The following is a 26,228-nucleotide window of genomic DNA, read 5'->3' as shown; positions in this document are numbered from 1 at the left end:
TCACTGCACACCACCGCTTCAAGAAGCGGATTGCCTTCATGAATGGCGGCTCCATGAAAGCCGGTACACGCGCTTTCACCACACGCCCACAAGCCTGCAAGCGATGTCACCCCTTCCAGCGTGGCGCGGATACCACCGATATGGAATGCCGCAGCCGCACGAACAGGGATTGCCGCCTGCTGCGGATCGATCCCAGCCCGACGACAGGCCGCCGCCAGTTCATTGATCTCGGCCCCTGCAAGCTGAACACCATTGGCCAGTGTCCGCCGCAGGTCCAAAAACACAGCACGGTTGTGCTGTTGATACTGGAAAATAGTTCGCGACAGCGCTTCCGGACTACCGGCCACTTCGACACGCTGTCCCTGTTCGTCAAACAGCACTGCGCGGCTCGTGCACAGACCCAATGGGAGCGTCTCTCCCGTCCCAGCAGGGGCAGGACAGGACAGGGTGAACGGGTGAAACCACACAAGCTCTGGATCGGCCAGAACGGCTCCGGCACGCGCCGCCACCGCGAGGCCGGTTCCCACCGCCGTCGGCGGAAGCAGTTGTTCGCCATACAGTCCGCCTGCCCCACCTCCCGCCATAATGACGGCATCTGTGTCGAGCATGATGCTGTGTTCACCACTGGCAATGACAAGTCCACGAACCTGCTCGTCCACCAGTACCAGTCGGCGAGCAAGGGCGGGCGCGATGATCGTGATATTCGGTCGCCGCGCCACGGCTTTCAACAGGGCGAGATGAAGACCCGCATTTGAAACCGGTGTGTCTGCATCTCCGACAGGAACACCGAAGGACTGCAACGTCATGCGGGCGTGTTCCATACGTCCTGCGATCAGTTGCACAACCTCGGGAGAGGCCAATCCCTCCCCTTTTCGTAGAGTGAGTTCCGCTCGTGTGTCTACTGTTTCACCCACACCGAGTTGACGCGCGACATCACAGGACAACGCGCCCGCCGCCGACATGGCTGCGGCCGACACAAGAACACAGGGAGCCTCTCCCATGTGGAGCGCCACCAGCAGTCCGGCGATCCCCGCTCCCACGATGACAGGCTGGCCGCGCAGGGCCTCAATATTGACATTTCGGACCATGACTGCGGCTCCCGTTCTTGCTGACAGGCAGACGCGCTGCACTGTGATCGCAAAAACTCAGGAAAGGGTTACCGCTCAGTTCCGATCACCGGGACGCGGCGTTCCATCCGGGAAAAGGCGATCAATCGTCTCCGCCTGTTTCACCGTATCAGCAAGCGAAAGGGCGAGAGGAATCCCCTGTGTCTGGTTGGCGACCACCACATCGGTGCGAAACCTCATAAGACGGGCAGGACGTCCGAAAACTTCGTCACTGCAGGCGCCCGTGTCTTCTACACTGCGCCCATTGGTCAGCCCACGACGGAACGTAGGCCGATCCACGGCCTCTCCCAAAATACCTTCCACTGCCGCATGTAGCTGAGGGATAGTGAAACGTTCAGGCATGAGATTGACCGGCATGGCCTGCGCTATGACGGACAGACGCAGATGCCCCAGAGCCGCGCACAACCACCGATAGTTCGTCTCATGTGGGAAGCGACCGGACGCCATGCCGATAGCCCCTTTCTCCTGCGCTCCGTCCCGGATAGCGGCCCATCTTTCTTTGGCGAGCGGTGGTTTCCAGTTGCAGTTTCCCAATGCGAACAACACATCGAGACGCCGCTTCTCCAGCAACCGTTCGGATGGGGGCATTTCCTCATTCTGCTCGATCAGGAGTTTTCCAAGGGCGGACGCCTGTCCCATACCTTCTTCGCGTCGGTGGTCCTCCCATGGAAGCAGGTCGTAACAAGGCACCCATCCGGGCTCGTCTGTCGTCATGCGTGTCGAAACGAGATAGGGAAGTTCTACGATGCGCGTTCCAGCTTCATCGCAGTGCAGACAGACAGGCAGAGGCTCGGCACATGCATCGGGAAGGCGTCTGCTCCGAACCAGAAGGCTTTCGAGAACCTCCCGCACATTGGTCTCCGCTTCTTTGGGACACACATGCGGCAGTTCGCCATCTTCCGTCACCCGCACATACGGCTCCCCGGCGTTAAGGGCGATGGGGACAGCCGCCACGATGACCTGTGTCCCACCCTTCATGTCGGACGGGTCATCGTAACCAAGCCTCCGGACCTGTGTCTTCAGAACTGCCAGGTTCCATGGCAAGATGTCGTCTGGTCTGTGCAGGCGGGCCGACGCCTCTCCTCACTTCTTTCGGCCCCCGCCTTCCACCCGCGCTGTCAATCAGCCGCGCGCACTCGGCCCCGGCTCCGCATGAACCCACAAAAAACATTGCGGTACAAGCACGGCAGGACAAGCAGAACCATCCTGCCCGAACAATCACCCTTCTCCTTCAGACGCACACACCCGTCATGTCGGGGAATGTCCGCCTCATAACATTTCCTGTCGTAAGCAACCGCGCCTCTTCTCATGCTTTCCTCACGTGAAGACAGCGTGTTACTGCTATCCTCACGAGACTACTTCACCTGAAAGGGAGCCATATGGCGAAGAGAAACGCGAAAGAAAGCCTGATCGCCCTTCTGCGTGGAGTCGAACACTTCAACACACATATCTTTCCCGAGAAGCAGGAACTGTTTCGGGAACTTGCGGAAGGGCAGACGCCAAGCACGCTATTCATCGCGTGCGCGGACAGTCGCGTCAGTCCCGGCCTGATCACCCAGACCGATCCGGGCAACCTCTTCATTCTGCGCAATATCGGCAACATCGTGCCGGCGTATGGCGAAATGCTCGGAGGCGTGTCTTCGGCCATCGAATACGCCGTTGCCGGACTGGGGGTTTCCAACATCATCGTCTGCGGTCACTCGAACTGCGGCGCCATGACGGCATTGCTTGATCCGGATCCGTCCAAGCTTGCGAAAATGCCGACCGTGCAGTCGTGGCTACGCAACGCCGAAGCCGCGCGAGCCGTCACATTGGCTGGCTCCGATGCCGGACCACCCACGGTGCGCAACCTCGCCGAACAGAACGTGCTGCTCCAGATCTCGCATCTGCGTACTCATCCCTCTGTCGCCGCCGCCCTCGCGCGCAACGAACTGACCCTGCAAGGCTGGTTCTACGACATCGGCACAGGTGAGGTGCTGGTGCTGGACGAACAGGCGCGCAAGACCATCTCGATCGAAGACGCCATCGCACAACTCGAAAAAAGCGGCGTCCCGGCCTGAGAGGTTTCCCCTGTCCGATCTCCCGAGAAAAGCAGTGCAAGTCTTTCTTGTGCTGCTTTTTCTTTGCCTTCTGTCACCGCCTCTTCCGGCGCAGGCACGTGACCTCAAACTCGCCACGTGGAATCTCGGCTGGCTGACCCTGCGCCCAGCGGGCGATCCTGCCCTTCCTGATGACATTCCCCGACGTAGCGCTGTCGATCTGGCGCATCTGCGTGCCTATGTCACGCATCTGAACGCCGATGTGATCGGGTTTCAGGAAGTCGATGGAGAAGCAGCCGCTGCCCGGCTTTTCCCATCATCCACCTACCGTCTTCTGCTCACAAACGACCCGGTCGTGCAGCGCGTGGGCATCGCTATAAAATCGGGACTTATCATCACACGCCACGATGATGTCACCGCCCTGAACGTCTATCCCCCCGGCGCTCCACATCCTCTGCGCAGTGGACTGGACGTCACCATCTCCGATGGGACCGCCTCTCTGCGTCTCCTTGTCGTGCATCTCAAGACCGGCTGCTGGGACAATCCCCCCACGGAACACGCTCATGCCTGTCCTACTCTCGTCAGTCAGTTCGCCGCGCTGGAAGACTGGATTCTGGAGCGGCAGGACGAAGGGGAAGCTTTTGCCATCATGGGTGACTTCAACCGCCGCCTGACCCCGACCGATCCGTTCTTCCTCACTCTGCTCCATGACGGGCCGCTGCTCCTGACCACAGCGGGATATGCCAGCCCCTGCTGGGACGGAGAGTATTTCATCGATCATATCCTGCTGGGCGGTCCCGCACGTTCCTGGCTCAAAAACAACAGTCTGCGCGTGATGACTTATACTGGCGCGAATGACACTCCTCAGACGATGTCCGATCACTGTCCCGTTTCGATCCATCTGGATCTGCCATGAAAATCTTCCACGTAGGCTGTATGAATGACCGGTTTCTCGTCCTCAGAGAGCCTCTCACCCGAGGGATGGAGCCGTTTTCCAGTTGCCGCCGATTTACAGGTGCGTGTCCATCCGCAGTCCACTCTCTATTCACCCGAAGTGGAAGCGCGGGTCGACGCCATCTGGAACGCTGAAACAACACTGCGACCGCAGCTCTTCAATGGCCGTATCTTTTGCGCCGATCGCATTGCGCCGCATCGGATCGAAGGCCACTGGACGGATTACCGGCACGCTTTAGCCCAGATGCGTGAACCATCCCTGTTTGGGGACCGGCCCCTGCGACAGCTTGCCGTATGTGGCGCTTTACGCTGTGCGGACGGGTTCGTACTCGCCAGACGCAGTCCAAAGGCGCTCTATCTTGGCGGTTTCTGGCAGTCACCGCCCGCTGGCACAGTGGAAACGCGCACCAATGACGACAGCGTCGATCTGAGTGCGCAACTCATGGCCGAAACATTCGAGGAACTCGGCCTTGCTCCCGACGTTGTGAAGATAGGCGCACCGCGTCTTGCCGCGATGCATGCAAACACGCTGATCCTCGATATCGGCATTGATCTGAAAACGTCCCTCCCCTTTCACCTTCTGAAAGAACGGTGGGACGCTCACGGCAATCGGGAATATGACGAGCTTATTCTTGCAAAAAATGAAGATCTGAAGATGTGGAGCCTCCGGTCCGAGGTTCTTCCCACGACCCGGTGGCTGATGCAGGCGGATATGTCCCCGTCATACTGAGGTATGTGATTCTTTCATGTCAGGATGACGATTTATGTTTACCTGAGGCACACAAAATCGTAATCTGCAGACACAACACTTGAAGTAGAGGAGCATTGCCATGGTTACGCGCATCGCACGCTTCCTGTCGAATGGTCTTGTTGCCGTTCTTGTCGCTTCTCAAGCGGAAAATGAACGCGCACATAATACGACGCATCGTCCGTCGTAACGGCTTTTCTAAATGGCGCGAGTTATGCTCGCGCCATTTCTACTCAATACAAATAAATCAATTTCCAGAAAATGGAAATAACAATACAGATTATATAAGATAACTTACAAATACTTTGATGAATATAGCAATTTTATTAACGTCGATTAGCGCAATCGTTTGTGAAATCGACCCACTTTCCTCACACGCCGATCCAAATCGACCCCAGCAGCAGGATCGTGCCCAAGACCACCATAAGCAGGTGCCCTGCCGCCACGCCCGGCATGACATCGGGCAGGATAGCTACAAATTTAGCCGCAAAAATAAGCAGCATGATGCCGAGGACGCACGCCATGATACGAACAATGACCGTGGTGGTCAGAGGCGAACGTCTGATCTGCTTCATGGTGCGCACTCCCGACTGGCGTCATCCTTGAAAACGGCTGGAAAACCGCCTTTCACCAAAGCCTTTATCAGCAATACCCTTACAGGCAATATCCCGTGATGACACACCCGGCATGACAACGTCCGTACCGTTCCGAAACAGGCTTTCCGGCCACCCCCACTCCTCCCTATAAGCGCGCATGCTCAAAGGTCTCCTCACGGTCGGCGGCTGGACCATGCTCAGCCGCATACTCGGTCTCGTGCGGGACCAGCTTCTGGCCGCCATGATGGGCGCAGGCCCGATGCAGGACGCCTATCAGGTGGCCTGCCGCCTTCCCAACATGTTCCGCCGTCTGTTTGGAGAAGGCGCATTCAATGCCGCCTTCGTGCCGCTGTTTACCGCCACTCTGACAACGGGAGGTGAAGAGGAAGCCCGCAAGCTGGCACGCGAAGTGTTCGGCGTACTTCTCACATGGCTTATCGGCCTTTGCGTGCTGGGTGAGATTTTCATGCCCGGCGTGCTGCGCGTCATCGCACCGGGATTCGCGGAAGACGGCAACCGTCACGCACTGGCCGTCACCCTCAGCCGCATTACCTTCCCTTATCTGGTTCTCATCTGCGCCGCCGCCCTCGTATCTGGCGTGCTCAACGGCCTGCACCATTTCGGCATGGCCGCCGCCGCCTATCTCGCCTTCAACGTGGTAGGCATCACGGCCATTCTGTTCGCCACGCCCTATATGACCAGTGTCGCCCATGCCGCGGCATGGGGCGTGACACTCTCAGGCGTGGTGCAGTTGGGATTACTGATGTGGGCCGTTCGACGGGCCGGTTTTCCCCTCTCACCGCTGCCCCCGCGCCTCACCCCGGAAGTGCGCATGGTCATCCGCCGCATGGTGCCGGGTCTGATTGGCAGCGGCGTCACTCAAATCAATCTGACCATCGACACCATCATCGCGACACTGCTGCCCGCTGGCAGCGTCTCGCTGATGTATTTCGCAGACCGCCTGAATCAGCTCCCTCTCGGCGTTCTCGGAGCGGCGGCAGGCACCACGCTGCTGCCTGTTCTTACGCGCCATCTGGCTGCGGAAGATCACGAAGCCGCCCATGCCGCACAGAACCGGGCGATGGATTATGTGCTGCTTCTGACCCTGCCCGCCATGGCCGGCCTGCTCGCCCTAGCTGGCCCGATCATGACCTTCCTCTTCGCGCACGGATCTTTCACGGTGGAGGACGCGCTGCTGTCGGCGCAGTCGTTGCGGGCCTACGCGATCGGATTGCCCGCCTTCGTGCTCATCAAAGTGCTGTCCCCCGCTTTCTTCGCGCGCGGCGATACTGTGACGCCGGTGCGTGTGGGTTTCCTCGTGCTGCTGGTGAATCTGATCCTCAACCTGCTGCTGATGAAGCCGCTGGCGCATGTCGGACCGCCCCTCGCCAGCAGTCTGGCCGCGCTGCTCAACACCACCATCCTGTCATTGCTGCTGATTCGTCGCGATGCGCTCAGGCCCGACGCGGCTCTCGCCGGTCGCGTGGCGCTGATGGCGATCAGTTCCGTCATAATGGCGCTGGGACTTTATGGGCTGAATGCCATGCTGCCAGCCCCCCCCACGTCAGGACGGACGCTGTGGCTTGCCATGCTTCTCGCCATTGAAGTGCCAGCGGGGAGCGTAGTGTATCTGCTGCTGCTCCACGCTTTCGGTGTGCTGGATCTGGCAAATGCGCTGGAAGGAGCCAAGCGTCGGCTGAACCGGCGGCGCGGGTAAACGTCCCGACTACGGGACGTCTTGCGGCACGGAAACGCTCCTTGCCGCAAGATGGAGGAAATCTCAGCCGCCGTAGAAGACCTTTTCTCCCAGATCCTTCATCTCCAGCACAACCTCATCTGGTCGGCCGGTAATCGTCTTGTTCAGATGCACACCCGTCACCTCGGCGACAAAGGTGTGGTGATCGCCCAATTCCACAACCTCCCGCACCTTCAGTTCCACTGCGGCCGGAGCACTTTCGAGAACAGGCGCTCCGTTCGCGGCCCATGTCACGGCCTCTCCCGAAAGCTTGCCATCGGCGTACTCGGCCGGTTTAAAAAAGGCAAAAGCCGCTCCCTGCTGCCCTTTACCCAGAATGTTCAGGACCAGAGCGCCTGTTTCCCGAGCATGGGAATAAACGGCGGAATCCGTCTTGATTCCAAGAGCGAGCAGCGGCGGAGCAAAGCTCGTCTGGGTTACCCAGTTGATGGTGGCGGCGGCCTTGTCGCCGTCTTTCGTTCCTGCCGTCAGCACGTACAGCCCATAGGGGATCATACGTAGCGCGGTTTTTCTCGCCTGTTCATCCATAATGAAAATCTCCTTTTTCTCCGCATTCCGGAGGAAATAATACGGTCATGAGGCCATGGTGCCGTGGAGGACTATTCCTGTTGGAAAATCCTCTTCTCTCATGACCTGGTTTCAACGTGCCGACAGACCCATGGATATGTCGAGCATCACTGAACCAAAACGAAAAAAGGCTGCCCGCAGAACGGGCAGCCCTTTCAAGTCAAATCAAACGCAACTCAGTTACCGCTGGCAGGAGCTGCGGAGCCAGAGGTCGCCGGAGCAGAGGTCGCCGGAGCAGAGGTCGCCGGAACCGGCTGAAGGGTCTTGCCGTCCGCCGCAACCGTGAAATCCTGACTGACGAAACGGACCGACTCCTGTGCCTCCGTCAACGCATCCATCGCCGGACCCGTCCTGCCTGCCGTCAGCAATTCGGAGGCACGATGCACGATGGCCTGATAATCCTTCAGTGGTGCCACGGCGAGAACGAACTCCACATTCTCACCCGCCTTGCTCAGGCTGGCAGCGGCCTCTTTCGTATTGCCGGATTTGAGCTTGCTGTTCGCATCGGCCAAGGCCTTTGCGTGGTCAGGCTGCGACTGGGTCGGGTCTTTCTCGATATATTCTCCGAGAATCGGTAGCCATCCCACGCGACCCGATGACTGATCGGCGGACGGCAGACGGCCTGAATGTCCATCGGGCACGCGGCTGGCCGGATGCAGTTCCGATTCCTGCAACATGAACTGATGGTTGTCGCGCTGCGCATGGAGCAGGGAACGATTCGCGTCCTTCAGAGCGTCCTTGGCCGTGGAAATGTTTCCCACCGCGATCGCTCGCCCCGCGATGTCCACGTCAGCAAAGGAACGCAGCCCATCCTGCGACAGGTGACCGAAATCCTGCTCGACCTGCTGCTCGGTGGGCTGCGCGGCATGGGCCAGCGAAGCGCCTGCCATTCCGACCATCAGAAAACCTGTCGCCACGAAAAAACGGGGTGTCATGAATGTATGTCTCCACAAACAAAAATGTGAGGTGCCAACCATTTACCCTTTCGCGCCAAACGGAAAGGGGGGCTGTTGCATTGCCGTCGGCACCTGCCTTCATGGTTCGCCAGCGCAAGGAAAATGCTTTACGGAAAAATATCGACCGCTTATGAAGTTGCAAATGCATCGCAGTAGCAAGAAAGACCGCAACAGGATGCCTTCTCAAGAGCCGGGAACGTCCGCGCCCTCGCTGCTGCCCGCACGCCTCCTGATCGCCCTGCTTCTGGCATGGCCTATCGGTCTGGCCATCACCGAAGCGGTGCCCTCTCTCCTGCCCGCAAGCCACGCAGACGGCCTTTTCGTAGCGCAGGTCGAGGCTGTCCTGATCATGCCGCTGGCAATCCTCTTCCTTTGCGGTTCGTCCACCCTCTCCCGTGGGCTTCTGGCCACGCTGGCCGCGTTTCTGGCCGCGTTCCCTCTTGCCTTTATTTTCCTTGCTTTCGGTTCACCATGAACACTGCTCGCGCCGTTACATCTGGCCCTTCCCTGCGCACACGTATGGGATGGCTGCACGCATGGGTCGGTTTCGTATGCGGATTGCTGCTGCTCTGCATTTTCATCACCGGCACGCTGGCGGTTTTCGACACGGAAATCACGCGCTGGATGCAGCCGGAGTTCACCGGCGGCTCACTCGCACGTCCGTCGGATGCCGCCCTTGCACGAGCCTCCGCTCTGGTGAGCGAGCAGGAAGCGCAGCACCACCGGGTGAGCGTCACGCTGCCCTCCGCGCGTGACCCCGTGCTCCGCGTGGTGCAGCCCGAAGGTATGGACGTCATCACCACAGCCATCGATCCCGTAACAGGCGAGGTGCTGAACCTACGAAAGACAGTCGGCGGCACGCTGTTTTTCCGCTTCCATTACACCTTGCGGATGGGCCGCATGTTCGGGGTGGTGCTGGTGGAAGCGCTGGGCATCGGGCTTCTCGTTACTCTCGGATCGGGACTTGTCATTCATTTACGAGCGCTCGTACCGAACCTCGTGATGTTCCGGCCGAATGGGGCCAGTCCTCGCGCATGGATGGACGCTCATGTGATCGCCGCTGTCCTGTTTCTGCCCTTTACGTTCATGGTCGCATGGACGGGCGTGGTCATCCACGCGGACCGAATCTTTCCCTTCACGGCGGAAGCCCATCAGGAGGGAGGAGGAGGCCCGCCCGGTCGCGGACAGCACGAGTACCATCGCGATGCACTCCCGATTCCAGCGCTTGGACCGATTCTGGACGACGCAACGCAACTGTTCGGCGAAGGCGGCTCCGGATTTCTGCAATTCTCTCCCTATTCCGTTTCCGTCATGCGTTCGGATGCCAGCACACTCGCCCAAACCCGGGATCGAGCGGAATATGACCGACGAACGGGAGAGCGGCTGAAAGTGACACGCCAACGTAGTGGCCCGGCACAGACGCGGCAGGTCATGACGGGCCTCCATATGGCCCACTGGGCACCCACGCCCATGCGCTGGCTGTATTTTCTGTCCGGCATCGCAGGTTCCGTAATGTTTGGCACAGGACTGGTGATGTTCCTGCTCAAACGCCGCCGGACTGCGACATCACGTCATTTTCTCGCACTCGTGCTGGCGGAAGGACTGACACTTGGCACCGTCATCGGGCTGCCTGCTGCCTGCGCAGCCGTATTATGGGCGAACCGACTGGTTCCTGCGACACTGACAGATCGCATGGCGACGGAGAGCACCTGTCTGTTTCTGATGTGGGGTGCCTGTATTGCCCATGCCTTGGCCCGTGCGTTGCAAAAACATGTGCTGCACGGCTGGCGCGAACAGGCCGCGCTTCTAGCCGCCCTGCTCTGCCTTCTGCCCGCACTCGATATCGCGACCCGCTGGCAATGGCTCGGCCAACAGAAACAGTGGGACTATCTGGGCGTCGATGCAGCGGCTCTGATGCTGGGCCTGATGGTTCTGCGCGGCTGCGTGTTTCTCGATCGCTCCATAAAGCGCGAGATCGTGAAATGAGTATGCTCGCAATCGTTCTGGCAGAGTCATCGTTGCTCTGGGGAGCAGGACTGGCCTGTCATGGTGCTCTGCAGCCCGCGTGGCTGCGACGCCAGACAGTTCAACCCGCGATCAGCCTCCAGAAATGGATGAAACGCCTACGTGTTTTCCTTCCCCTGCTCGCGCTGATACTGGCTGTCGGACTTGCGGGCGGTGAAGGTCTGGTCGCGTGGATTGCGAGCGCTGGCCCAGCGGGCGTGCTCGTGGCGCTGGCCCTGTCGGCAACGGCCCGCAAACACGCCTGAAATGTCATCCTGTGCCCTGATGGATATTCAGGACACAGAACATATGAATAGCGTTCAGTTTTTTGCAGCCGGCGCCGGATCATTGGCAGGCTTTCCAGCCGCCGTCAGAACGGCCGTGATCGTTGAACGCAGCACGCGCACGACCACACCACTTGCGATTTCCAGATCCACTTCGTCGCCTTCAGGCACAACCTTGCGCACCACTCCGATAATGCCGCCTGCGGTCAGCACCCGGTCACCACGCCGCAACTGCGCGAGTTCTTCCTTGAGCTTCTTCTGTTTCTGCTGTTGCGGGCGGATCATCAGGAAATAAAAGATCGCGAAAATGGCGATATAGGGCAGGAAAGCGAGAAGGCCGCTTGTGGCTCCGGCCGCGCCCGCACTCTGGGCGTGGGCAGGGGAAATCAGAAGATCGATCATCACACTCACTTTTCAGCCGGCGCTTTCAGCCAGCAGGTTGCAGGCCGTCATGGCCTCCTGATACGGCGGGACCATAGATTTCGGGAAACGCCCGTCAACTGTTCCCACGCACCTCTTTCTCTTTTCAAGGAGCATGTCATGACCACGGATCTGATGCCGGTTCTCGAACGTATCGCTTCCGCACTGGAACGTCTGGCTCCCCCCGCCGCCACACTCGATGGGTTGAACAGTACGGATGCCTTCGTCTGGCAGCCTGAACGCAGCCGTCTCGCACCGGTTGAGCAGGTGGCGCATGTGCCTCTGAATCTTCTTCAGGGCATCGAGTCCCAGCGGATAGCCCTGCTGGAAAACACGCGCCATTTCGCGCACGGCCTTCCCGCCAACAATGCCATGCTCTGGGGCTCACGCGGCACCGGTAAATCCTCCCTCGTCAAGGCGTGTCATGCAGCCGTCAACGTGCAACTGCCGGCAGACAAACATGTCGTGCTGATCGAAATCGAACGCGAGGATCTGGCTTCCCTGCCCGACCTGCTCGCACTCCTGCGCACATCGGACAGGCACTTTATCGTCTTTTGTGACGATCTCTCTTTCGAGCGCGAGGACCGCGATTACAAAGCGCTCAAATCCGTGCTCGATGGTGGCATCGCCGGCCGGCCAGCCAACGTGTTGTTCTACGCCACGTCCAACCGCCGTCACCTCATGCCACGCGACATGATCGACAACGAACAGTCCACCGCGATCAACCCGTCCGAGGCCGTGGAGGAGAAAATCTCCCTCTCGGATCGTTTCGGCCTGTGGCTCGGCTTTCATCTGTGTTCGCAGGACACCTATCTCGACATGGTCCGCGCTTATGCGCACGAACGGCAACTCCCCATCACAGACAAAGATCTCGTCGCCCGAGCGCTGGAATGGGCCACCACACGCGGCAACCGTTCGGGCCGCGTGGCGGCACAGTTCATCGACGATCTGACAGCCGATCTTGCCGAACCAACGAAAAAGGCGTGACACAACGCGGCACACATGCGAACGCTTCGCAAGTATTGTTGTTGCCGCCCGTTTTCGTTTCTCCCTTCCGCTTTCCGACGAACGATGAGGAGGAAGGAACCGCGAAGGCGGCAAGAATGTTTCTTGCAAAGTGTGGTCATTTGATCTGACTCACTTCGACTGCACGGCAGGGATGATATAAACGCCGGGCAGTTTCTGTCTTTCCGACCGTTGGGAGAGACGATTCAAGGCAGAGTCAAAGCGTAGACAGAGGCACGATGGACCAGTCAATCGAGACCGAATTCCCAACGCAGGCGGACGACATGCTGCATGACGACGGTCAGAGCATCGCCACACCCCGCCAGCGTCTGCCGAGCGGGGTCGATATCCGTCGTGTCCACTGCGACCCCGATTTCTGGTACCCCGTCGCATGGTCGCGTGACCTCAAACGCGGCAAAACCATCGGTGTGCGTTACGGGGCAGACCCCATCGCGTTGATCCGGCCCGAAGAAGGGTCTCTCTTCGCGCTGGAAGATCGCTGCGCCCATCGTCAGGTGCCGCTCAGCAAGGGGCGTGTCTGCGGCCAGTCCGTGAAATGCTGTTACCACGGATGGGCCTATGGCCGCTCCGGTCGTTGCATCGACGTGCCTTATCTCGGCAAAGGCAAGCTGCCCAACGGTGTGCGCACCTATCCTGTCATGGAACAGGACGGGCTGATCTTCATCTTCCCCGGCGACCCGGAAAAGGCGGAAACGACCTTCCTTCCCCCGCGTCTCGCACGAGTGGGCGACCCAGCCTACAAGACCCGCTGCTTCGGACAGGAAGTCGGCTGCCATTACAGTTTCATGCATGAGAACCTGATGGATATGAACCATCAGTTCATGCACATGAAACAGATGGGCCAGATGCGCCCGCGTTTCCTCGGTCAGCGTCGCGAGCCGGGACTGGTCGAGGCCCGCTACTCTTTCGCCCGCACCAGCGGCAAGCAGCCGTTGGGTGAGGCGCTGATCTTTGGTGAGCGGCGCGACACCTCTGCGCAGCATCAGGATCGTGACGTGATGAGCATCCGCACGACCTATCCCTACCAGACGCTGCACATCCAGACGGGCGATCAGGATCCAGTGATGGATCTGTGGATTGCCTACACGCCACAGGACAAGGATCAACTCACCAACCGCACGTTCGGTCTGCTGTCCGTCAAGCGTCCCAACATTCCGGGTGTGCTCGACCTCGCATGGCCATTTCTCGTCGCCTTCACCGAGCGTATCTTTGCCGAAGACCGCGAAATCGTGGAGCTTGAGCAGCAGGCATGGAAAGACCTCGGCGGCGACCACAATCTTGAGGTGTTCCCCGTTATCAATGCGCTCCGCGCCCTGTTGGTGGAATGCGGTGTGCAGCCCGCAACGGACAAGAAAGCGCCGACGCCCGCACCTCATCTCAATGGCGTCGCGGCTACAGAGAAAGCAGCAACAGCGTCCCCGGCTCCGAAAAACGACGTCGTAACCGCCGCCTCTGCCACACCGCCGCCCTCCGCAGCAGCGCCAGCGTCCGGCACGGCACCCAAACCACCAAACACCAAAGCGCGCACCACCGCCCGCAAGACCGTGGCCAAAGCGGCCTCATCCACTGCTCGCGTAACCGCAGCAGAGGGCGCGCCCGCGAAAAAGAAACGCTCTCGCAGTCGCTCCAAACACCGCACGACGGCTCCGCTGGTTTCCGGCACCAAGTCACCGTCCTGAGGAGGGCGTATGAGCGCCCTTCGTCTCCCCATCGCCTGTCCCACACTGGCGGTGGGCACACTCACCCTCCGCGCCCTGAAGCCCGATGACGCCAGTGCCATCCACGCCCGTGTCAATGACTGGAATGTCATCCGGATGCTCAACCGGTTGCCGTTTCCCTACCCTGCCGATCTGGCGGCGCAGTGGATTGCGGAGACACTCCGACAGGCACGTGAGGGTCATGCCTATCACTTCGCCATTCTCGATAGCTCCGGACAACTCATCGGCTGTGTGGGGCTCACACTCGGACAAGGGGCGCAGAAAAACACCGCTTCGCTAGGATATTGGGTGGCCCACTCCCATTGGGGACAGGGCGTAGCGCGGCAGGCGGGCTGCCGCGTGTGTCGCTGGGCCTTCGCGCATCTTGGCCTGCACACGATCACGGCGACAGCGGCCGAGGACAATACCGCTTCCTGCGCTCTCCTTGGTCGTCTTGGCTTCCGTCAGACGGGCACGGGAGAGCAGTCGTTCATGGCGCGCGGCGGTAAGGTTCCGGTGCGGCATTTCACCGTGACGCAACCGGAATTGGACGCAGCACTACGCCCCGGCACCCCAGAAGCCGAGGCCCAGACCGCGCCCGTTCAGCGCAAGCTCCTTCTCGTCGTTGCGGCCGCCCTGCTCGATCCTGACAACCGCATTCTTCTCGCCCAGCGTCCCAAGGGAAAAGCGCTGGCGGGATTGTGGGAGTTTCCGGGCGGCAAGGTGGAACCCGGAGAAGAACTCGAAACCGCTCTTGTGCGGGAACTGTACGAAGAACTGGGAATCGACGTAGGACGAGCCTGTCTCACGCCTTTCACCTTTGCCTCTCATGCTTATGAGACGTTTGACCTGCTGATGCCGCTCTATCTGTGCCGCCAGTGGCAGGGCACACCACAGGGGCGTGAGGGACAGACGCTGGCATGGGTCCATGCGGACAACCTCGCCTCCTATCCCATGCCGCCTGCGGATCTGCCACTCCTTCCCTTTCTTCGGGCCCTGCTCTGACGTATCCCTTGCAGGGACGGCTTCCTGCTGCCCGCAACCCGCCAGACAAGACCGGACCCATGACCATGAATCCCACTTCCGCCCTTGTGGTGATCGGCAACGAGATCCTCTCCGGACGCACACAGGATGCAAATATCCGCTTCCTTGCGCAGGAACTCGGACAAATCGGCGCGCCGCTTCGCGAGGTGCGCATCATCCCCGATGTGCGTGAGACCATCGTTACGACCCTCACGGAAATGAAGGCGCGTTACGAACAGGTATTCACGACGGGCGGCATCGGGCCGACACATGATGACATCACTGCCGCCTGTGTGGCCGAGACATTCGGTGTGCCGCTGGAACTGCACGCCGAGAGCGCGGCGCGGCTGAAAGCCCATTATGGCACCGACCGCTTCACCGACGCACGTCAACGCATGGCAATGCTCCCAAGAGGCGCCACACCCATCGAGAACACAGCTTCCATTGCTCCGGGTTTTTCCATCGGCAATGTGCATGTTCTGGCCGGCGTGCCCACCATCATGCAGGCCATGTTCAAGGCGGTGGTACCGAAACTCCAGCACGGTGCACCCATCACCTCACGCACGTGGCACGCTCTCGGCCTCTATGAAAGCGCCATAGCCATACCGCTTGAAGCCGTGCAGACACGCTTTCCGGGGCTCGATATCGGCTCGTATCCGTTCAAGGAGTCCGAAGAACGGCGCGGCGTCGCGCTCGTGGCCAAGGGGGCGGATGAGAATGAGGTAAAGCTGGCCGCGGAGCAGATTCGCGCTCTGATCGAAGCCGCTGGCGCCACGCCTCTGGAAGGCGAACCCGCGAACTGAAAGAAAAGCGGCCTCTTTCCATGTGCGGAAAGAGGCCGGATATGTCAGGCGATGGAACTGCGCCCCATGGCGAGGAACTTTTCCCGCCGCTGAGCCACCAGCGTGGTGGGAGGAACCGTCAGCAACGGCATCAGTTCCTCGGCAATGGCCTGCCCCGTTGTCTGAACCATGGTCTTGGGATCGCGCTGCGCGCCACCGACAGGTTCAGGCACGATCCGGTCGATCAGTCCGAACTTGCGAAGATCCTGTGCCGTCAGCTTCAGGGCGTCGGCCGCTGTGGGCGCCTGCTTCGGGTCACGCCAGAGAATCGACGCGCAGGCTTCCGGTGAAATGACGGAATAGATCGCATTTTCCAGCATCAGCACGCGGTCCGCCGTCGCCAGCGCCACAGCGCCGCCCGAACCGCCCTCACCGATCACGGTGGCGATAAGCGGCACCGGCACGGTCAGGCAGGTCTCGATGGAACGCGCAATCGCTTCCGCCTGTCCACGAGCCTCAGCATCGATTCCCGGCCACGCGCCTGAGGTGTCCACGAATGTCAGGATCGGCAGGCGGAACCGTCCGGCCATCTCCATCAGGCGGATCGCTTTGCGATAGCCTTCCGGGCGCGCCATCCCGAAATTATGCGCAAGCCGGGTCTCAAGGTCCGAGCCACGCTCGGTGCCGATGACCACGACCGCCTGATTGTTGAACCGTCCCAGACCACCGATGATGGCCTTATCGTCAGCAAACTGACGATCACCAGCCAGAGGGGTGAAATCCGTGATGAGCTGGCCGATATAATCCAGCGTGTGAGGGCGCTGGGCATGACGGGCGACCTGTACTTTCTGTACAGGCGTCAGCTTCGCGTAAAGCGCGCGAAGCTGCTTCTCCACCTTGTCGGACAGACGCCCAACCTCATCGGAGATGCTGACACCACCGGCATCCCCGCTGGCAGCGGTGGCCGTTTTACGCAGGTCATCGATCTTGGTCTCAAGCTCGGCGACCGGCTTCTCGAAATCCAGAAACTGACGCATGGGAGTGCCGATAGCACACTCACGCGCAAAGCCAAGCATCTCGCGCGCCGCGATCATTCGTCAGCGGCGTCTCCGCGCCCCAAAGGATGATGAGTGGAAACGATGTCCCGCAGTCGCTCAGCCTGTACATGAGTGTAGATCTGCGTCGTGGCGATGTCCGCGTGCCCAAGCAGGGTTTGGAGCGTTCGCAGATCCGCTCCATGCGCCAGCATATGTGTAGCGAAAGAATGCCGCAGAACGTGCGGGGAGAGGCGATCCGCCGCAATGCCCGCGCGCTCCCCGATGAAAGCCAGAACCTTGTCGAACCCCTGCCGGGTAAGAGGACGTAATGGCGTACGTCCGGGGAAAACCCACAGAGAGGGACGATCCGCGTCCTCATGCACCAAGGCTGCGACCGCCTCCCGCGCGGAGTCCGAAAGCGGCACGAGTCGCTCCCGTCCGCCTTTGCCGCGCACCATCAGCATACGCAGACCTTCACGGAACATGTCGCGTTTCAGCGCCAGAAGCTCGGAGATGCGCAGGCCGGTGGCATACAGCAGTTCCAGCGCCGCTCGTCCCATTAACAGGCGTCGTCTCAGAGCCAGGTCCGCCTCAGCCGCTGGGTCGGCGGCCTCAAGCAACGCCATCACTTCCGTTTCGGTCAGAAATTTTGGCAATGTTCTGTCCGGAGGCGGTGCATCCAGAGAAGATGCCGGATTGTCCGAACGCAGCCCTTCCCCAAGCAGAAACAAAAAGAACTGGCGTATGCAGGAAATACGCCGCGCGATTGTGCGACGGGCAGCGCCGGATGCGCTCATCCCCGCCACCCACTCCCGAAGACCGCTGGTGGTGGCCTCCATGAGAGTTTCCCCCTGCCCGCGAAGACTCGTCTCGCAGTCATCGAGATCACGCATATAGGCGGCGAGAGTCGCCGGAGCGGCCGCCCGTTCGGCGGCCAACATCTCAAGAAAGGACTCGATGCAAGGTGCCGCCATCATGCCTGCGACTCCCTCGATCAATTCCGATCAGTGAGCAGGCTGCACCGGTGCTGCAGCAACAGGCGCAGGCGCAGCGGGGGCCGCGACCGGTCCTGCCGGCGCCACAAGCGGAGCCGCCGGTGGCTGGCTGGACGCAAACTGAGACACCGGAATATCGCGATGCACCATCTGGCGGGCAGGCTGTGCGGAAGGGAGACCCAAAGCCACGATGCCGCCAATCACGATAACTGCCGCAACACTCGCTGCAATGATGACGATTCGGCTCATAGAGTCCTCACTTGTCCCGATCAGACATTCCGAAAAGGAAATGCCGCTTCATTATGAAGGTGTTCGTCCGGCTCTATGTTACGATGTGATCCATGTCACGCCCATTTTTCCCGGACGATCACTGTCCAGCACCGCCTTCGCCCCTCCATGGGCCACCTGATATATCGGGCAGTCCCGTCGCGCCTCTTCACCACGCGGCTCTGCCCCTGAATCTGGATGCTGTCCGCAACCCTTCCGGCTTTGGGCCGCTCTGCGGTCGCAGCATCGTGCTCATCGGGCTGATGGGAGCGGGCAAATCCACCATCGGGCGCAGACTGGCCCAGAGACTCGGTCTCGGATTCGTGGATGCCGACACCGAGATCGAACGCGCGGCAGGATGTTCCATCAGCGATGTGTTCCGCCTGTATGGCGAGGACGCCTTCCGCGACGGTGAACGGCGCGTCATCAAACGCCTGCTCGACGGCCCCACGCGCGTCATCGCCACGGGCGGCGGCGCCTTCATGAACAGTGAAACCCGCGCCCTGATTCGCGAGCGGGCCATTTCGTTATGGCTGCGTTGCCCCCTGCCCGTTCTCGTCCGTCGGGTCAGCGGGCGCACTCATCGCCCCCTGCTCAACAACGCCCGTCCTCGGGATGTGCTCGCGCAACTGATGGTTGTTCGCCATCCGGTCTACGCTCAGGCCGATATCATCGTGCAATGTGGAGACGACAACGTGGATCACGCCACCACCCGCGTCATTGAGGCTCTGGCGCTCAATCACCGCCCTCGACGCCTGCCCGTCGCTCTGGCTCACGCTTCTTATGAAGTGGTGATCGGGGCCGGACTGATCGAACGTGCGGGCGCGCTGCTCGCTCCGGTGCTCCCACAGAAGAAAGCCATCGTCATCAGCGATGCGAACGTGGCGGAGCTGTATCTCAAGCCACTGCTGGACTCGCTCGGAGATTCGGGATTCGTCACCCAGTCCCTGATCGTTCCACCGGGTGAACAGACCAAATCACTGGATCGTTACCGAGAACTGACTGACGCAATTCTGGAACAGAAAGTCGAACGCAAGACCGCCATCATCGCCCTCGGCGGTGGTGTGGTGGGCGATCTGGCCGGGTTCGTTGCCGCCACGACCCTGCGCGGCCTGCCCTTCGTCCAGATTCCGACCACACTTCTTTCTCAGGTGGATTCCTCCGTAGGCGGGAAGACGGGAATCAACACGCCATGGGGCAAGAACCTGCTGGGAGCGTTCCACCAGCCTGCCATCGTACTGGCCGACATCTCCACGTTGGCCACTCTGCCACCCCGCGAAATCAAAGCTGGCTATGCGGAAATCGTGAAGTCGGCCCTGATCGGGGATGCCGGTTTCTTCGCCTGGTGCGAGAACAATGCCCCCCGCATTCTGGGTCAGGATCCGGACACACTGGCCGAAGCCGTTGAGCGTGCCTGCTCTTTTAAAGCGCGCGTCGTTGCCGATGACGAAAAGGAAAAGAAGGCCGAAGGCGGACGGGCGCTTCTTAATCTGGGGCACACGTTCGGTCACGCGCTGGAAGCGGAAATGGGGTATGACGGCCGCCTGCTGCATGGAGAAGCGGTCTCCATCGGTCTGCGTCTCGCTTTCATGCTCTCGGTCAGACTCGGTTACTGTCCCGCGGCCGATCTCGACCGCGTCACAGCGCATCTGCAAGCCAATGGCATGCCGGCACGCATTTCCGATCTGCCACAGACTTTTTCCGTTGGGACACTGCTCAATCACATGACGCGCGACAAGAAGATGGAAGGCGGCAAGCTAACCTTCGTGCTCGTCCGTGGGATCGGGCAGGCATTCACCTGCCGCGACGTGCCAGAAGAAGCCGTAAAGGCGGTGCTGGCCGAGGATGGATGTGTTCCGGACACCCAGACGGACCGCCATCTTCCGCATTCCGCCTTCTGAACAGGGGACAGTCAGGGAAGGAGGCTGTGGAATAAATGCGGCACGTCACCTTATGCGTGCCACACTCTTGATCCAGATCAAGTCCGCAACACGACTACACTTTTTCCGCCGTCAAAAGGACTGTTGCATATAAATCACGCTCTCCTCTTCGAATGACAGGAGCGCGTGTCGATGGGTTCCAATCCCGGAACTCAACGTTTTATAGGGCTTTTAGACATCTCGATGGGGCGGCGATGCCAACGGTAGGCGCACGGCCCCGCAGATGAAGAATGAGGACGAAAACATGCGTCTCCGCAAAGTTTTACTTGCAACGACACTGATGGCGGCAGCCCCTGTAGCTGCATCCGCCACAACGATCACCGGCCCCTACGTTGATGTTGGCGGTGGCTATGACCTGACCCTCACGCAGGGCATGCACATGCGTGACTACACCAGCGGTGGTGCAAACAGCCGCAAGCAGAACATGGGTCACAAGAGTGGCTGGGGTGGCTACGGCTCGTTCGGCTGGGGCTTCGGCAACGGTCTGCGCGCTGAGGTCGAAGGCACCTACATCCGCAGCAACCTGAGCGGCAGCTCGCACTACAACGGTGCTCACAACAGCGGTAAGGACTCGTCCTACGGCGGTTTCGTGAACCTGGTGTATGACATCGATCTGAAGCAGTTCGGTATTGATGCGCCTGTCACGCCGTTCATCGGTGCCGGTGCTGGCTACCTGTGGACCGATCAGCACGCCAACTACAGCAATGGCAACGGTTTCTCGGGCAAGGTCCGCGGCAACCGTGGCGGTTTCGCCTATCAGGCCATCGTTGGTGCGGCGTTTGACACGGGCATCCCAGGCTTCCAGGTCACGGCTCAGTACCGCATGATCGGCCAGCCGGGTTCGTTCCGTAACGGTTCGTACAACTACAGCGACAGCGAGAGCGCTGGTCACGTCGGTTCCAACCATCGCTTCAACAACATGTTCATGGTTGGCCTGCGTTACGCTTTCGACACGGCTCCCCCGCCGCCGCCGGCTCAGCCTTACACGCCGCCGCCGGCCGTTACCCCCGCCCGCACGTATCTCGTGTTCTTCGATTGGGACAAGTCGGCCCTTACGGCTCGCGCTCGTCAGATCGTTGCTGAGGCAGCCCAGGCTTCCACGCACGTCCAGACGACGCGCATTGAAGTCAACGGCTACACCGACAACTCGTCGGCTCGTGGTGGCGCAGCTGGCGCGAAGTACAACATGGGTCTGTCGATCCGTCGTGCTGACAGCGTCAAGGCCGAGCTGGTTCGTGACGGCGTTCCGGCGTCCGCCATCGACATCCATGGCTACGGTGAAGAGCACCCGCTGGTTCCGACGGGTCCGAACACCCGCGAGCCGCAGAACCGTCGCGTGGAAATCATCCTGCACTGATTTTCGGTTCGCCGAATCCAGTCGGAATGACTACGAAAGAAGGGCGTCCCACGGGACGCCCTTTTTTCTTGCCCTGTATCCAAGCCCATCGGACCGTTCATGCCCTCCTCTCCTGCTGTTTCAGCCTCCCGGACAAAGACGCTTGGACGCTTCATCAGATTTGGGATCGTCGGAACGGCAGGTCTGCTCTGGGACATTTCCATCGTTTACGCCCTGACACCGGTCATCGGTCTGATCGCGGCCACGCTCGTGGCCTATCTCGTGGCCGCGACAATGAACTGGATCACCAACCGTCTGTGGACATTCCGTGATGCCGGCAATTCGGAACATCCCGTTCTTCAATGGTTGCGCTTTCTTTCCGCCAACAGCCTTGGCTTCCTGCTCAATCGTGGCACCGTCTATCTGCTGTTCTGGCTGAATCCCATTTTCATCGAGCACAAGTTCCTCGCGCTGGCCGCGGGCTCCCTTGCGGGCCTGTTCGCCAATTTCAATCTCAGCCAGAAACTGGTCTTTCGCGAACGGGCACCGGACTCTCTGCTGGAACTGGCGGAAATCTCGACGGGAATGATTGATCCGGAATGCCCTGAAAGCGCCGTTGCAACCGCAAACAAAGAAGGCGTAGCCCCTGTATCTCGCCCCTAGTCTTTAGGCTTTATCGCCACTCTTTGCCTGCCCGTATCGACTGCGCTAAAGCACAAAGACATCTTTATTCTCCAGGACCGACGACATTTGCGTCGCCTGTCCGCCGTCAGGACGTTTTCCCCCATCATGTCAACGACTAACGAAATCCGCTCTGCCTTCCTCGACTACTTTGCGTCCAACGGGCATCAGATCGTGCCGTCGTCGTCGCTGGTGCCGAGCAACGATCCAACGCTGCTGTTCACCAACGCAGGGATGGTTCAGTTCAAGAACGTCTTCACCGGGCAGGAGACACGTCCCTACAACCGGGCGACGACCGCGCAAAAGGTCGTGCGAGCAGGCGGCAAGCACAACGATCTCGACAATGTCGGCTACACGGCGCGGCATCACACGTTTTTCGAGATGATGGGTAACTTCTCGTTTGGAGACTATTTCAAGCCTGAAGCCATCGAGTTCGCATGGAAACTCGTAACGGCCAATTTCGGCCTGCCCAAGGACAAACTGCTCGTCACAGTCTATTCCGAGGATGAGGAAGCGGCGGCACTGTGGCGCAAGATTGCGGGGCTGTCGGATGACCGCATCATCCGCATCCCCACCACCGACAACTTCTGGCGGATGGGCGATGTCGGGCCATGCGGACCGTGCTCCGAGATTTTCTACGATCATGGACCGGATGTCTTCGGTGGTCCTCCGGGTTCCCCGGACGAAGACGGAGACCGCTTCGTCGAGATCTGGAATCTCGTGTTCATGCAGTTCTTCGAGGATCCGCCGGGAACCCGCTCCCCGCTTCCCCGTCCATCCATCGACACCGGCATGGGACTGGAACGCTTCGCCGCGATCATGCAGGGCAAGCGCGACAACTACGACACGGATACATTCCGCGCCCTCATCCTCGCCTCGGCCGAAGTCACGTCCCGCGACCCGGACGGTGAGTTCAATGCCAGCCACCGCGTCGTGGCTGATCATCTGCGCTCAACTGCATTTCTGATCGCCGACGGCGTGCTGCCCTCCAAGGATGGGCGCGGTTACGTTCTGCGCCGCATCATGCGCCGTGCCATGCGTCACCTGCATATGATGGGCACGCGCGAGCCTGTCTTCTATAAGCTGCTGCCTGCGCTGATCCAGCAGATGGGCGCGGCCTATCCTGAACTGTCACAGGCTCAGGCTCTCATTCGCGAGACCATGCGCAGCGAGGAAGAACGCTTCAAGGCGATGCTCGATCGCGGTCTGGGCCTGCTGGCCGAAGAAACCGCCAAGCTGCCTGCCAAGGCGCCCCTGCCCGGCGATGTCGCCTTCAAGCTGTATGACACCTTCGGTTTCCCGCTGGATCTGACGCAGGACGCGCTACGCTCAAGCGGCCATATCGTGGACGTGCCCGGCTTCGAGGCTGCCATGAAGGAGCAGCGCGATCGCGCCCGCGCCGCATGGAGCGGTTCGGGCGATGCCGCCGTGGAAACGGTCTGGTTCGAAGCCCGCGACCGCTTCGGACCCACCGAGTTCCTTGGGTATGGAACCGAGACCTCGGAAGCCGAAGTGCAGTTCGTGGTCGCTAACGGCCAGAGCGTGGAGAGCGCCGGCGTCGGCACGGAAGTGGCCATCCTGCTCAACCAGACTCCCTTCTACGGTGAAAGCGGCGGTCAGGTGGGTGACACGGGCACCCTGACCGCTCCGGGCCTGCGCGTGGCCATTTCCGATACGCAGAAGAAGCTGGGCGACCTGCTGGTGCATTATGGCACCGTGACAGAAGGCACGATCAAGCCGGGTATGGCCGTGAAAGCCGAGGTCGAGCACGCACGACGCGCCGCGATCCGTGCCCATCACTCCGCCACACATCTTCTGCATGAGGCGCTGCGTCGTCGTCTGGGTGAGCACGTTACCCAGAAGGGCAGCCTGAACGCGCCGGACCGGCTGCGTTTTGACGTCAGCCAGCCACGTCCGATCACGCGCGAGGAACTCGACGAGATCGAAGCAGAGGTCAACGCTCGCATCCGCGCCAATACACTTGTCACCACGCGCATCATGACACCTGAACAGGCGCAGGCCGAAGGCGCCATGGCCCTGTTCGGTGAGAAGTATGGCGATGAGGTTCGTGTGGTCTCCATGGGTGGCGAGGACGGCAACAAGCCCGGCTGGTCGGTGGAACTGTGCGGTGGCACTCATGTCGGACGCACGGGTGATATCGGCCTGTTCCGCATCGCCTCGGAAAGCGGCGTCTCAGCGGGTGTGCGCCGCATCGAAGCCGTGGCCGGTGTGGCGGCCGAAACTGCGGCACATGCCAATGAAGACCGTCTGAACCAGATGGCCGCGATGATGAAGGTCACGGTGGCCGAAGCGCCGGAGCGGCTCGCCACCCTGCTGGACGAACGCAAGGCCATGGAGCGGCGTATCGCCGATCTTCAGCGCAAGCTGGCCATGGGATCAACCGAGACGACCGCCGTCGAGACCATTGCCGGTGTCCCGTTCTCTGGGCGCAATCTGGGAGAAACTCCGGCGCGGGAACTCAAGGGACTGGCCGAAACCATTGGCAAGCAGATCGGAGAAGGTGTGGTCGCCCTTGTCTCGACGGCTGACGGCAAAGGCAGCGTGGTCGTGGCCGTCAACCCGGCTCTTTCCGAGAAGCTTGATGCCGTGACACTCGTCCGGGCCGCCAGCGTGGCTTTGGGGGGCAAAGGGGGCGGTGGTCGTCGCGATATGGCGCAGGCTGGCGGACCGGAAGCGGACAAGGTGGACGCAGCGCTGGACGCTGTGCGCGCCGGAATCATCGCAGCAATGGAAGGCTGAACCCAGCCTCCTTTCAGGATGACCCAGAAAAAAGGCTCCGGACCGGGAACGGTCGGAGCCTTTTTTCATGACATCACGACGAGCGACCACCGCCACCCACCGTAAACGTTCAATGCGTGGTGGAGGCAGGGGCTGCCAGCGGTGCGCTTTTCACACCCGGCGCCACTTGCGACTGCCCGGCTACGGGCAACGCGGGAAACACTGGCGGCAGAGCGGACTGGGTGAAATAAAGCATCCCGTTCGACTGCGGGATTCCAGTCACCCAAATCCGATTGATGGTGCCCGCCGCATTGCTGAGGACAAGCTGGTTCGTTCCCGGCTCCACCGACACAGTCAGAAAAGCGCCAGAGAGCGTGCGCAGACCGACAGCATGTGTCGGCATCCGGGCGATGACCCGCCGCAAACGATCCACAGACCATTTTCCGGGCACGATGGTGAAGCCCATGAGGTTCTTCAGCGCCTGTGCGTTGGCCGGATCCAGAAGTCCGCCGGGATATTGTTCTGAGACATGCTTCATCGGCTCATTGGGAATGGCGAAGACCGTATAGGGTCCAGCCATTTGCAGCAGCCGGTCATATCCGCTGACCTGAAGTGCTCGGGAATAGTTGCCCAATTCGATGGCGGAGAGAATGGATTCCGACAGCGGACGGTCATAATAAATCGGCGTTTCGGGGTCGGGATACGCCACATTGCTGTTCGGCGCGTCCTTTTCTCCCGCAGGCGTGTAGTTGCGCGCGCCCGACACAGTGGGCGCCATGAAAGAGTTACTGCTGCCGACAACCTTGTAGGCATCCTGTCGCGCCGGACTCTGGCAGGCTCCAAGGGACAGCGCCATCATCATCATGGCGCCCGCCGCACCGTACCGTCCCGTCAGCATCCAGATCTCCCGTCACGAATGTCCACGCACCTCCCAACGGAAGCACCGTGCGTGTCATACCTGATGTTACACAGGTTGCGTATCCGTAAATCGCGCGCCGATCCTCGGGACGATCAGCACCCGTCTCCCCGCATGGTCCAGCCAATCACGCGTCCATTGGCAAGTTCGAAGGCGGTCTGACAGACGGAGTTGTAATAGGACGGCCCGAAACCTGATCCATATCCCCAGCCGGGACCAACGCCCGAGCAGCGCAAGCGGCTTGACGCCCTGATCGGGCATACGGATGTGGATGTGGTCCGGGCATTCGGCGTGCCGACTCGCACCTATCAGGCAAGTGGACATCTTTTCCTCGCCTA

General features: G+C 60.5%; 24 protein-coding genes and 1 pseudogene. 15 read left to right on the top strand and 10 right to left on the bottom strand.

The features are described 5' to 3' along the window. The coding region (locus KUA11_RS16440; protein ID WP_217412043.1) for an FAD-binding protein at nt 1–1,088 on the bottom strand (1,088 nt) is incomplete at its 3' end. 75 nt (nt 1,089–1,163) lie between these two features. Beyond that, on the bottom strand, nt 1,164–2,105 hold the full coding sequence (locus KUA11_RS16435; protein ID WP_217412041.1) for an NrtR DNA-binding winged helix domain-containing protein: 942 nt from the start codon (nt 2,103–2,105) through the stop codon (nt 1,164–1,166). Nucleotides 2,106–2,506: 401 nt separating this feature from the next. Between KUA11_RS16435 and KUA11_RS16430 the strand changes: the two genes are divergently transcribed. Genes KUA11_RS16430 through KUA11_RS16420 form a run of 3 tightly spaced genes read left to right on the top strand, consistent with a single transcriptional unit; the run spans nt 2,507 to nt 4,850 of the window. Further along, entirely contained in the window at nt 2,507–3,187 is a 681-nt protein-coding gene (locus KUA11_RS16430; RefSeq protein WP_217412039.1) for a carbonic anhydrase, read from the top strand. Nucleotides 3,188–3,221: 34 nt separating this feature from the next. Further along, the gene (locus KUA11_RS16425; RefSeq protein ID WP_368041049.1) at nt 3,222–4,082 is read left to right on the top strand and encodes an endonuclease/exonuclease/phosphatase family protein; all 861 of its coding nucleotides are present in this window, start codon (nt 3,222–3,224) and stop codon (nt 4,080–4,082) included. A gap of 24 nt (nt 4,083–4,106) precedes the next feature. Further along, a complete protein-coding gene (locus tag KUA11_RS16420; protein ID WP_217412037.1) occupies nt 4,107–4,850 on the top strand; it encodes a phosphohydrolase in 744 nt (247 codons plus the stop codon). Between the two features lie 389 nt (nt 4,851–5,239). Here KUA11_RS16420 and KUA11_RS16415 read toward each other — a convergent pair whose 3' ends face one another. Further along, nucleotides 5,240–5,443 carry a hypothetical protein gene (locus KUA11_RS16415; protein WP_217412035.1) on the bottom strand — a complete coding sequence of 68 codons (204 nt, stop codon included), beginning with the start codon at nt 5,441–5,443 and terminating at the stop codon, nt 5,240–5,242. A 178-nt stretch (nt 5,444–5,621) separates the two neighbouring features. Between KUA11_RS16415 and murJ the strand changes: the two genes are divergently transcribed. Next, the gene (gene murJ, locus KUA11_RS16410) at nt 5,622–7,181 is read left to right on the top strand and encodes a murein biosynthesis integral membrane protein MurJ (protein ID WP_217412033.1); all 1,560 of its coding nucleotides are present in this window, start codon (nt 5,622–5,624) and stop codon (nt 7,179–7,181) included. 63 nt (nt 7,182–7,244) lie between these two features. On the opposite strand, the gene KUA11_RS16405 is transcribed toward murJ, so the two are convergent. Next, on the bottom strand, nt 7,245–7,748 hold the full coding sequence (locus KUA11_RS16405; protein WP_217412031.1) for a flavin reductase family protein: 504 nt from the start codon (nt 7,746–7,748) through the stop codon (nt 7,245–7,247). 215 nt (nt 7,749–7,963) lie between these two features. Continuing rightward, entirely contained in the window at nt 7,964–8,722 is a 759-nt protein-coding gene (locus KUA11_RS16400) for a YfdX family protein (protein WP_217412029.1), read from the bottom strand. Between the two features lie 196 nt (nt 8,723–8,918). Between KUA11_RS16400 and KUA11_RS16395 the strand changes: the two genes are divergently transcribed. The 3 genes from KUA11_RS16395 to KUA11_RS16385 are packed head-to-tail and all read left to right on the top strand — an operon-like array spanning nt 8,919 to nt 11,013. Beyond that, nucleotides 8,919–9,218 (top strand): hypothetical protein, encoded by a 300-nt coding sequence (locus KUA11_RS16395; RefSeq protein WP_217412027.1) that lies wholly within the window; start codon nt 8,919–8,921, stop codon nt 9,216–9,218. After that, on the top strand, nt 9,215–10,729 hold the full coding sequence (locus tag KUA11_RS16390; protein ID WP_217412025.1) for a PepSY-associated TM helix domain-containing protein: 1,515 nt from the start codon (nt 9,215–9,217) through the stop codon (nt 10,727–10,729). The genes KUA11_RS16395 and KUA11_RS16390 overlap by 4 nt, the downstream gene beginning before the upstream one ends. Beyond that, nucleotides 10,726–11,013, top strand: a complete 288-nt coding sequence (locus KUA11_RS16385) for a hypothetical protein (RefSeq protein ID WP_217412023.1) — start codon at nt 10,726–10,728, stop codon at nt 11,011–11,013. The genes KUA11_RS16390 and KUA11_RS16385 overlap by 4 nt, the downstream gene beginning before the upstream one ends. Nucleotides 11,014–11,067: 54 nt before the next feature. Here KUA11_RS16385 and yajC read toward each other — a convergent pair whose 3' ends face one another. Then, nucleotides 11,068–11,433, bottom strand: a complete 366-nt coding sequence (yajC, locus tag KUA11_RS16380; protein ID WP_217412021.1) for a preprotein translocase subunit YajC — start codon at nt 11,431–11,433, stop codon at nt 11,068–11,070. Between the two features lie 138 nt (nt 11,434–11,571). Here yajC and KUA11_RS16375 point away from each other — a divergent pair, with 138 nt between their 5' ends. The 4 genes and pseudogenes from KUA11_RS16375 to KUA11_RS16360 all read left to right on the top strand — a co-directional run bounded on the left by KUA11_RS16375 (nt 11,572) and on the right by KUA11_RS16360 (nt 16,000). Next, nucleotides 11,572–12,438, top strand: coding sequence for an ATP-binding protein (locus tag KUA11_RS16375; RefSeq protein WP_217412019.1), 867 nt, complete (start codon nt 11,572–11,574; stop codon nt 12,436–12,438). A 257-nt stretch (nt 12,439–12,695) separates the two neighbouring features. Beyond that, nucleotides 12,696–13,853, top strand: a pseudogene (locus KUA11_RS16370) (Rieske 2Fe-2S domain-containing protein); the annotation flags it as partial. Between the two features lie 312 nt (nt 13,854–14,165). Then, entirely contained in the window at nt 14,166–15,179 is a 1,014-nt protein-coding gene (locus tag KUA11_RS17750) for a bifunctional GNAT family N-acetyltransferase/(deoxy)nucleoside triphosphate pyrophosphohydrolase (protein WP_217412017.1), read from the top strand. 65 nt (nt 15,180–15,244) lie between these two features. Then, nucleotides 15,245–16,000 carry a competence/damage-inducible protein A gene (locus KUA11_RS16360; protein ID WP_217412015.1) on the top strand — a complete coding sequence of 252 codons (756 nt, stop codon included), beginning with the start codon at nt 15,245–15,247 and terminating at the stop codon, nt 15,998–16,000. 44 nt (nt 16,001–16,044) lie between these two features. Here KUA11_RS16360 and KUA11_RS16355 read toward each other — a convergent pair whose 3' ends face one another. From KUA11_RS16355 to KUA11_RS16345, 3 genes are read right to left on the bottom strand one after another with little or no spacing between them, the layout of a single operon-like run. After that, the gene (locus KUA11_RS16355; protein WP_166313341.1) at nt 16,045–17,016 is read right to left on the bottom strand and encodes an acetyl-CoA carboxylase carboxyltransferase subunit alpha; all 972 of its coding nucleotides are present in this window, start codon (nt 17,014–17,016) and stop codon (nt 16,045–16,047) included. A 53-nt stretch (nt 17,017–17,069) separates the two neighbouring features. Next, a complete protein-coding gene (locus KUA11_RS16350) occupies nt 17,070–17,990 on the bottom strand; it encodes a tyrosine recombinase (protein WP_217412047.1) in 921 nt (306 codons plus the stop codon). Nucleotides 17,991–18,020: 30 nt separating this feature from the next. Beyond that, on the bottom strand, nt 18,021–18,260 hold the full coding sequence (locus KUA11_RS16345) for a hypothetical protein (RefSeq protein ID WP_166313271.1): 240 nt from the start codon (nt 18,258–18,260) through the stop codon (nt 18,021–18,023). 92 nt (nt 18,261–18,352) lie between these two features. On the opposite strand from KUA11_RS16345, the gene aroB reads away from it, so the two are divergent. From aroB to alaS, 4 genes are all read left to right on the top strand, one after another. Further along, on the top strand, nt 18,353–20,179 hold the full coding sequence (gene aroB / locus KUA11_RS16340) for a 3-dehydroquinate synthase (RefSeq protein ID WP_217412014.1): 1,827 nt from the start codon (nt 18,353–18,355) through the stop codon (nt 20,177–20,179). A gap of 283 nt (nt 20,180–20,462) precedes the next feature. After that, nucleotides 20,463–21,575, top strand: coding sequence for an OmpA family protein (locus tag KUA11_RS16335; RefSeq protein WP_217412012.1), 1,113 nt, complete (start codon nt 20,463–20,465; stop codon nt 21,573–21,575). Between the two features lie 99 nt (nt 21,576–21,674). Beyond that, nucleotides 21,675–22,217, top strand: coding sequence for a GtrA family protein (locus KUA11_RS16330; RefSeq protein ID WP_217412010.1), 543 nt, complete (start codon nt 21,675–21,677; stop codon nt 22,215–22,217). A gap of 126 nt (nt 22,218–22,343) precedes the next feature. Then, nucleotides 22,344–24,995, top strand: a complete 2,652-nt coding sequence (gene alaS, locus KUA11_RS16325) for an alanine--tRNA ligase (protein ID WP_217412008.1) — start codon at nt 22,344–22,346, stop codon at nt 24,993–24,995. A 109-nt stretch (nt 24,996–25,104) separates the two neighbouring features. On the opposite strand, the gene KUA11_RS16320 is transcribed toward alaS, so the two are convergent. Next, nucleotides 25,105–25,872 carry a fasciclin domain-containing protein gene (locus KUA11_RS16320; protein WP_254455001.1) on the bottom strand — a complete coding sequence of 256 codons (768 nt, stop codon included), beginning with the start codon at nt 25,870–25,872 and terminating at the stop codon, nt 25,105–25,107. Nucleotides 25,873–26,228: the final 356 nt, after the last annotated feature.

This window comes from Acetobacter estunensis, assembly GCF_019083805.1.
GTDB classification, from domain to species: Bacteria; Pseudomonadota; Alphaproteobacteria; order Acetobacterales; family Acetobacteraceae; genus Acetobacter; species Acetobacter estunensis_A.
The sequence above is the reverse complement of the archived record's forward strand: the minus strand, read 5'-3'. Positions and strand labels throughout refer to the sequence as shown.